The following is an 8,259-nucleotide window of genomic DNA, read 5'->3' on the forward strand; positions in this document are numbered from 1 at the left end:
GCCCAGGCAGGCATCACGGCCGCCGAGGCAGCCGCGGACGCCGCCGTGGACGAGCAACTCTCCCAGATGTCCGCCCAGCTCGACGACGCCCAGTCGCAGCTCGACGAGCAGCGCGACCTCGCCCTGGCACAGCTCGACGAGGCGGCCGCCCAGCTCAGCGACGCCGCGGCCCAGGCGGCAGACGGCCAGGCCGAACTCGACGACGCCCGCGCCGAGTTCGAGCGGCAGAAGGCCGACGCCCTCGCCAAAATCGCCGACGCGCGCGCCAAGCTCGCCGACGTTGGCAGCGCCACCTGGTACGTCCAGGACCGCTCGGCCATCTCGAGCTACTCCTCGATCGACTCCGACGCGAGCTCCATCGAGGTCATCGGCACCGTTTTCCCGGCGATCTTCCTCACCGTGGCCATCCTCATGTCCATCACCACGGCCACGCGCATGGTCGAGGAGGAGCGCGGCCTCATTGGCCTGTACAAGGCGCTGGGCTACCCGCGCCTCCGTATCATGGCCAAGTACGCCGGTTACACCATCGCCGCGACCCTCGTGGGCTGCGGCGTGGGCGCGCTGCTGGGCTTCGTGGCGCTGCCTAAGTTCCTCTTCACCGTGTTTGCCGTGATGTACACGCTGCCGGCCTTTACCCTGCACTTCAGCGCGGGCCTGTGCGCCCTGGCCTTTGGCCTGTTCGTGGTGGGCATCGGCGCTGCCACGCTCGTCGCCGTGCGCGGCGAGCTCGCCGAGTGCCCCGCGGCCCTCATGCGCCCCAAGGCCCCGCGCGCCGGCAAGCGCATCCTGCTCGAGCACGTCGGCCCCGTGTGGCGCCGCCTCCCCTTCCTCAACAAGGTCACGGCCCGCAACCTCTTCCGCTACAAGAGCCGCCTGGCCATGACGGTGTTTGGCGTGGCCGGCTGCTGCGCCCTCATGATCATGGGCTTTGGCATCAACGACACCGTGCAGGCCCTCTCGCCCAACCAGTACGGCGGGTCAGGCCGCGCGGGCATCTACTCCTACGACCTGCTCGCCGCCACACAGCCCGCAGACCTCGAGGTGGCCGCCCAGAGGCTCACCGACAGCAGCCGCGTGGACTCCTACGTGGCCGTGCGCTACGAGAACGTCACGGTCGAGCACAACGGCGCCAAGCAGACCATGCAGCTCGTCGTGGTGCCCAACGACTTTGCGCTCGACGGCTACATCGACCTGCGCACGCAGGACGGCCAGCACCTCGACCTTGCCGGCGCCACCGCAGACGGCGGGGCCCTGCTCACCAAGAACGCGGCCGTGGTGCTGGGCTTTGGCGAGGGCGACAGCGTGCGTCTGCAGGACACGTCGCTCAACCAGGCAGACGTCAAAGTGAGCGGCATCGTGATGAACTACCTCGGCAACGCCGTCTACCTCACCCAGGACAGCTACGAGCGCCTCTTTGGCCAAGCGCTCGAGCCCAACGCCCTGCTCGCCAAGCTCAACGGCACGGACGACGAGAAGATCGCCTTCGCAGACGAGCTCGGAGGCGACGCGACGTTCCTCTCGGTCACGAGCGTGGCCGCCGGCATCCGCGACTTCGAGAGCAACTTCATGCTCATCAACTACGTGGTGGCGCTCGTCACGGCGCTGGCCGCGGGCCTGTCGTTCGTGGTGCTGTTCACGCTCGCCACCACCAACATCTCGGAGCGCGAGCGCGAGCTGGCCACGATCAAGGTACTGGGCTTCCGCAAGCGCGAGGTGCGCGTCTATATCAACAAGGAGCTGCTCATCCTGGCGCTCATCGGCACCATCGTGGGCATTCCGCTGGGGTGCGTGCTGGGTCACTCGCTCACCTACGTGCTCAACATGCCCTCGATGTACTTTGCCGTGGAGATCAACCCCTTGAGCTACGTGTGGTCGTGCGGCCTGTCGATGCTCTTTGCGCTGGCGACGTCGCTCGTCACGAGCCGCTCCATCGACCGCGTCGACATGGTGGGCGCCCTCAAGTCTGCCGAGTAGGGCGAGGAGCCGCAGTACGCACCGGCCATCCCCGCCCGCGGGCGCGCCCCGCGGGTCCCCAAGCCGCTTGGGTAGAATGAATCCCAAGCAATCAGAGGGGACCCGCATGAGAAACCCGTTCGAGAGAAACGCCGATGAGCAGCACCCGGCACGCGGCATGCGCCAGCGCGGCGAGCTCGCGCCCGCAGACGAGGCCGAGCAGAGAGGACGCGAGCGTCGCGCCCGCACCAGCCAGGCCGGCCGTCCTGCCCGTGGCAGCCGCGGCACACAGGCGCCCGACCAGCAGGGTCGCGGGCGCGGTCACAAGCCGCGTCGCCCCAAGAAGCCCAGCCGCCTGGGCATGCTCGTTGGCAACTGGTGGAACCGCCTCATCAGCGCCGTCTACTCGGGGTCGCTGTCGAGCCAGACCGAGCAGTACACCGCCCACAACACCACGCAGGACTACATCTGGAACTCAGTGGGCCTGGGCGCCTGGGGCGTTGTCTTCCCGGTGCTGTCGGTGGTCACCACGCAGCTCATCGGCGTGGAGCCAGCCGGCCGCTTCTCGATGGCCTTCGTTACGGGCACGCTGCTGCTCTTCATCGCCAACTACGGCGTGCGCACCTTCCAGGTGTCAGACCTCGCCGAGAAGCACTCGTTCTCCGACTACCAGGCAAACCGCGTGGTCACGTGCGTCGTGATGCTCGTGGTGGGCATCCTCTACTGCCAGCTGCGCGGCTATGACCCGCAGATGTTCACACTGTGCATGGGCATGTTCGTCTACCGCGCCATCGACGGGCTGGCAGATGTCTACGAGGGGCGCCTGCAGCAGATGGACAAGCTCTACCTCGCGGGCATCTCGCAGGCGATCCGCTCGGCCGCCGTCATCGTGGCCTATAGCGTCGTGATCCTCATCACGCGCAGCCTGGGGGCCGCCGGCATCGCCATGGCCGTGGCGGCCGCGGCGTCGTTCGTGCTGCTCACCCTGCCGCTCACATTCTTCGAGACGCCCAAGAGCAAGAAGCTGTCGCTTGGCAGCGTCAAGGACCTGTTCGTCCAGTGCTTCCCGCTGTTCGTGGCGCTGTTCCTCTACAACCTCATCGACAACATGCCCAAGTTCGCGATGGAGGGCGTGCTGTCCTACGACAACCAGCTCTACTTCAACGCGCTGTTCTCGCCCGCGCACATCATCATCATGGTGATTGGCTTCATCTACAAGCCGCAGCTCATGCGCCTGGCAGAGATCTGGGCAGACCCCAAGCGCCGCGGCCGCTTCGACATCATCGTGCTGGCGGTGCTCGCCATCATCGTGGCGCTCACGCTGGGCGTCGCGGGCTTCATGGGCACCATCGGCATCCCCATCATGAGCTTCCTGTACGGCGTGGACTTCGAGCAGTTCCGCGGGCTGTGCTACGTCATGGTGGCCACGGGCGGCGTGTGCGCGGCCATCGACTTCCTGTACCAGATCATCACGGTGCTGCGCCGCCAGAAGGCCGTGACGCGCGTCTACCTGCTCACGCTGGGATTCTCGCTGTTCGTGCCGCCGCTGCTCATCGGCTTCACGGGCCTGCCGGGAGCCGTTTTGGGCTACCTCATCGTCATGTGCATCCTGCTCGTGCTGCTCGTAACCGAGTACCTCTCGATCCACGCTGAGCTCTCCGAGACACTCAGGAGCTACCGCAAGCCCGCCCGCGCCGACCGCCCCAGCGCCACGTCCTCGCCCTCGCCCGAGGATTAGCCGCTGGGACAATGCCTGCCTGAGCAACTGTCCCACAAAACGCCCCAGCCACGGCAACCGTGACTGGGGCGTCGTCTTACCTATGGAGCCAAGCGGGGCAGCGCGCGCCTTACAGCGGGCGGATGCTGACCTCCTTGAGCTGCTTGGCCGAGACCTCGCTGGGCGCGTCGCTCATGAGGTCGGAGCCGCTCGAGGTCTTGGGGAACGCCATGACCTCGCGGATCGAGTCGGAGCCGGTGAGCAGCATGCACACGCGGTCGAGGCCCAGGGCAAAGCCGCCCATGGGAGGCGCGCCAAACTCGAGGGCCTCCATGACGAAGCCAAACTGCTCGCGGGCGCGCTCGGGCGTGAAGCCCAGCAGCTCGAGCATGGAGAGCTGCATCTCGGCGTCGTGGATGCGCATGCCGCCGCCGCCCGCCTCGTAGCCGTCCATGACGAAGTCGTAGGTGTAGGAGCCGGCAGCGAGCGGGTTCTCGCGAATCTTCTCGACGTCGGACTCGGTGGGAAGCGTGAAGGGCTGGTGCTCGGCAGCGTAGGCCTTGCGCTCCTCATCCCAGTGGAACAGCGGGAAGTTGACGACCCAAAGGAAGTCGTGGCCCTCGCGCTTGACGTTGAGGGCATTGGCCATGTGGGTGCGCATGCCGCCGAGGATCTCGTCGGAGGCGAGACGCGGGCCGGCGGCGAACATCACGAGGTCACCGGGCTCGACCTGGGCGCGCTCGCGCAGGGCCGCCATCTCCTCGTCGGAGAAGAACTTGACGATGGGGCTGTTGATGGAGCCGTCCTCGCGGAAGGCGATCCATGCCAGGCCCTTGGCGCCAAACGTGGAGGCCACGCCGGCGAGCTTATCGATCTTGGCACGTGCCCAGGCACCGGCGCCCTTGGCGTTGATGGCCTTGACGACAGAGCCCTCCTCGTTTGCGGCAGTCGCAAAGACCTTGAACTTGGAGTGGGCGAAGATGTCGGTCAGGTCGACCAGGTGCATGCCATAGCGGGTATCGGGCTTGTCGGAGCCATAGGTGTCCATGGCCTCCCAGTAGTCCATGCGACGCAGCGGCGTGGGCATCTCGACACCCATGCGGCCGAAGGCATCGGCCAGGACCTCCTCGAGCGCGCTCATGACATCGTTCTGGTCCACGAAGGACATCTCGATATCGACCTGGGTGAACTCGGGCTGACGGTCGGCACGCAGGTCCTCGTCGCGGAAGCACTTGGCAACCTGGTAGTAGCGCTCGACGCCGCCCACCATGAGCAGCTGCTTGAGCAGCTGCGGGCTCTGCGGCAGGGCGTAGAAGTGGCCAGGCTGAATGCGGCACGGCACGAGGAAGTCGCGGGCGCCCTCGGGCGTGGACTTGAACAGGCTCGGCGTCTCGACCTCCATGAAGGCGCGCTTGTGGAGCGCCTCGCGGATGGCGAAGGTGAAGTCGGAGCGGAGCTTGAGGTTGGCCATCATCTCGGGACGGCGGATGTCGAGGTAGCGGTAGCGCAGGCGCGTGTCCTCGGACGTGTCGATGCCGTCCTCGATCTGGAAGGGCGGAGTCTTGGAGCGGTTGAGCACCTCGATGGTGTCAACGCGGACCTCGATCTCGCCGGTGGGGAGCTTGGGGTTGACGGTCTCCTCGTCACGGCCGCGCACGACGCCGTGAACGCAGATGGGCCACTCGGGGCGAATCGTCTCGGCGGCGTGGAAGGCGGTGCCGCCGGAGTGCTCCGGGTCAAAGGTGCACTGGGTCATGCCCGAGCGGTCGCGCAGGTCAACGAAGATGAGTCCGCCGTGGTCGCGGCGACGCCACACCCAACCGGTGAGCGCGACCTCCTCGCCGATGTTCTCGCGACGCAGCTCGCCCGCGGTGCGGGTGTGCATGGAGTGGGCGTGCATGGCCTCGGTCTCGGCGGCAAACGCGTCGGCCGCCTGGGCCTCGACGGCCGGGGTGGTGCTGGTGTCTTGCATGTGTGTCCTCTCGTCTGGGCCATCCCGTGTCGGTACGGATGGCAAGCCTTCAGACGGCGAACGGCCCCGTAGACAGCGTGGGCGCTCGCGCAAGGTCACATAATAGCGCACGCGGCAGAATTATTTCGTTTCCTACCTGTTACCCCCATGCAGTTGGGACACTTGCGCCCGTAGCCCAACTGTCCCGCTTTACCTGCGGTTTGGGACAATAGCGCCCGTAGGCTTACTGTCCCAGCGGCGCAACGCACGAGGCCCATGCGTGCTACCCTGCGAGATGGAAGAATCGACGAGGGGATGCACATGGCTATGGACGAGAAGAGCGACACACTGGCGACGCAGGCGGCGCACGAGATTCGCCGGGCGGCAGGCGCCACGAGCGCCTACGTCATAGACCGTCGCCGCTGGTATCACGCCCACCCTGAGGTGGCCTACCACGAGGTTGCCACCACCGGGCAGATCTGCGCGGACCTCGAGGCGCTGGGCATCCCCTACGAGCGCCCCACGAAGACGGGCGTAGTCGCCACGATCGCGGGCGCCGCGGCGGGCGCCTATGACGAGCAGGGCCAGCCGCGGCGCCGCCTCATGCTGCGCGCCGACATCGACGCCCTTCCCGTGACCGAGCAGACCGGCGAGCCGTTTGCCTCGCAGAACGAGGGCTTCATGCACGCCTGCGGGCACGACTGCCACATCGCGATGCTGCTGGGCGCGGCACGCCTGCTCATGGGCCTGCGTAGCGAGCTCGCGGGCGAGGTGCGCCTGGTGTTCCAGCCTGCGGAGGAGGGCGGCAACGGATCGAAGACCATGATCGAGGCGGGTGTGCTCGACGGGGTCGACGGGGTCTACGGTACCCACATCTGGAGCGACGTCGAAGAGGGCAAGGTGAGCGTCGAGGCCGGCCCGCGCATGGCCGCGACCGACTGGTGGCGCATCGACGTGACGGGCCGCGGGGCGCACGGGGCCATGCCCAACCAGGGGGCGGACGCGGTGCTCGCGGGCGCGGCGATCGTCGAGAGCTTGCAGGCCATCGTGAGCCGCAACATGAGCCCGTTCGAGCCGGCGGTAGTGACCGTGGGCCAGTTCCACGGCGGCACGGCCCGCAACGTCATGGCGGGAAGCGCCTGGATGGAGGGCACGGTGCGCACCTTCCACGAGAAGGCGCACGCAAGGATTCCGCAGCTTATGGACCGCATGGCGTCCGACGTGGCGGCCGCGTTTGGCTGCACGGCGCAGCTCACCTACGAGGTGGCCCACACGACCGTGGTGAACACGCCCGAGGCCAGCGAGCGCGCAGCGAGGGCCGCGGCCGAGGTGCTGGGCGAGGACGCCATCACGCGCTACCAGGGTTCCATGCCCGGCGAGGACTTCTCCGAGTACCTGCGGAGGTGCCCCGGCGTGTTCGTATTCCTGGGCAGCGGCACGGCCGACCCCAGCGGCAAGGTGTGGCCGCAGCACAGCAGCCACTACGACCCCAACGAAAGCGTCCTCGTGCGCGGCTCGATGCTCGCCGCCCAGTACGCCGTCGATTTTTTGAACGAGTAGGGCGAGAGGAGCGCAGTAGTAGGTGCGTGTCACGGCGCAGGTCTCGCGCAGTGGATCGCAGTCCCTACATTTAGCTGCACTTTTATGCAAACTACCGAGTTGCGTGTCTGTCGTTTGCAGCAAACAGCAGGTTTGTGTAAAACGCGGGCCTCCGAGAAGGGTCTAAACCTTCCACTTTTCGGTAGTTTGCTGCAAACGGCAGGCTCCCCGCCTTACACAAAACGGCACTTTGCAGCAAAAACCGAAACGCGCGCTTACAAGAATCGGTAGTTTGCGTCAAACGCAGGGACAGGCTGCTCGCCAGCTCGTCCTAATTACGCGTCCGCTATGACGGTTCATCAAAATTACGCGCTAGGAGCCCTCTGAGCACGTAATTTGGATGAACCAAGGCGTGGGACGCGTAGTTTGGATGAACAGACACTGCCGAGAAGAGTGGGAACGGCCCTCTCGGCGATGCGTTTCTCGACGGCAAGTCCTTCTCGGCAGCATGCTTCTCGCCCACCCCATCGAGTACCCACATTTACGCGCCCACCCCATCGCGCGCCCATATCTGCGCGCTCACCTCATCGCCCACCCCATCGAGCACCCACATCTACGCATCAAAACAATGAGCACCCATCTTTACGTGCTAGACGGCCTCTCAGCACGTAAAGATGGGTGCTCGCTGTTTGCGAACGCGTAGAAATGGGTGAACGCCCCGCCCAATGCCGCGAGGCTGTATGGTTAGCCATGGCCAACAATTAGCCAAGGCCAACATGCTGGATGCCAACCTAGGGCGGCGGCATGAAGAAGCGCTCTTTCGAGACAGAACGCAACGGCTTCTACGGCACGTATTACGAGAGCCCGCGCGGGGCAGGCTGAGCCATGATTGGCCTCTTTGGGGACGACCCAAACGACTACATGGCAAAGTGCGGCGCAAAGTGGTTGCACAAGAACAGTGTCAACGCGCTTTGCATCTCTCCCGGGGAGCACGACTACAGCCACGTCAACTGCCCGCTCGAGCGAATCGAGACGGCGGTCGGGTGGCTACTGGCCCATGGGAACAGAAAAGTTGGCATCATGGGGATGAGCACGGCGG

Annotated in this window: 5 protein-coding genes; 4 read left to right on the forward strand and 1 reads right to left on the reverse strand. The window is 66.0% G+C overall.

Annotation, left to right across the window (positions count from 1 at the left end; genetic code table 11):
• Both AC1VTH_RS04970 and AC1VTH_RS04975 read left to right on the forward strand, forming a co-directional pair.
• Positions 1–1,974: ABC transporter permease (locus AC1VTH_RS04970; protein ID WP_481335038.1), on the forward strand; the 1,974-nt coding region annotated here is incomplete at its 5' end.
• Positions 1,975–2,080: 106 nt separating this feature from the next.
• The gene (locus AC1VTH_RS04975; RefSeq protein WP_481335040.1) at positions 2,081–3,691 is read left to right on the forward strand and encodes a lipopolysaccharide biosynthesis protein; all 1,611 of its coding nucleotides are present in this window, start codon (positions 2,081–2,083) and stop codon (positions 3,689–3,691) included.
• Positions 3,692–3,800: 109 nt separating this feature from the next.
• On the opposite strand, the gene aspS is transcribed toward AC1VTH_RS04975, so the two are convergent.
• Entirely contained in the window at positions 3,801–5,570 is a 1,770-nt protein-coding gene (gene aspS, locus AC1VTH_RS04980; protein WP_481335043.1) for an aspartate--tRNA ligase, read from the reverse strand.
• A gap of 372 nt (positions 5,571–5,942) precedes the next feature.
• On the opposite strand from aspS, the gene AC1VTH_RS04985 reads away from it, so the two are divergent.
• A complete protein-coding gene (locus AC1VTH_RS04985) occupies positions 5,943–7,181 on the forward strand; it encodes an amidohydrolase (protein WP_481335041.1) in 1,239 nt (412 codons plus the stop codon).
• Positions 7,182–8,045: 864 nt separating this feature from the next.
• The coding region (locus AC1VTH_RS04990; RefSeq protein ID WP_481335042.1) for a hypothetical protein at positions 8,046–8,259 on the forward strand (214 nt) is incomplete at its 3' end.

This window comes from Parolsenella sp. (assembly GCF_982402205.1).

Bases quoted from the DNA above. Each gene is read 5' to 3' on its own strand.
- AC1VTH_RS04975 (WP_481335040.1), top strand. From the start codon at position 2,081: ATGAGAAACCCGTTCGAGAGAAACGCCGATGAGCAGCACCCGGCACGC.
- aspS (WP_481335043.1), bottom strand. From the start codon at position 5,570: ATGCACGCCCACTCCATGCACACCCGCACCGCGGGCGAGCTGCGTCGC.
- AC1VTH_RS04985 (WP_481335041.1), top strand. From the start codon at position 5,943: ATGGCTATGGACGAGAAGAGCGACACACTGGCGACGCAGGCGGCGCAC.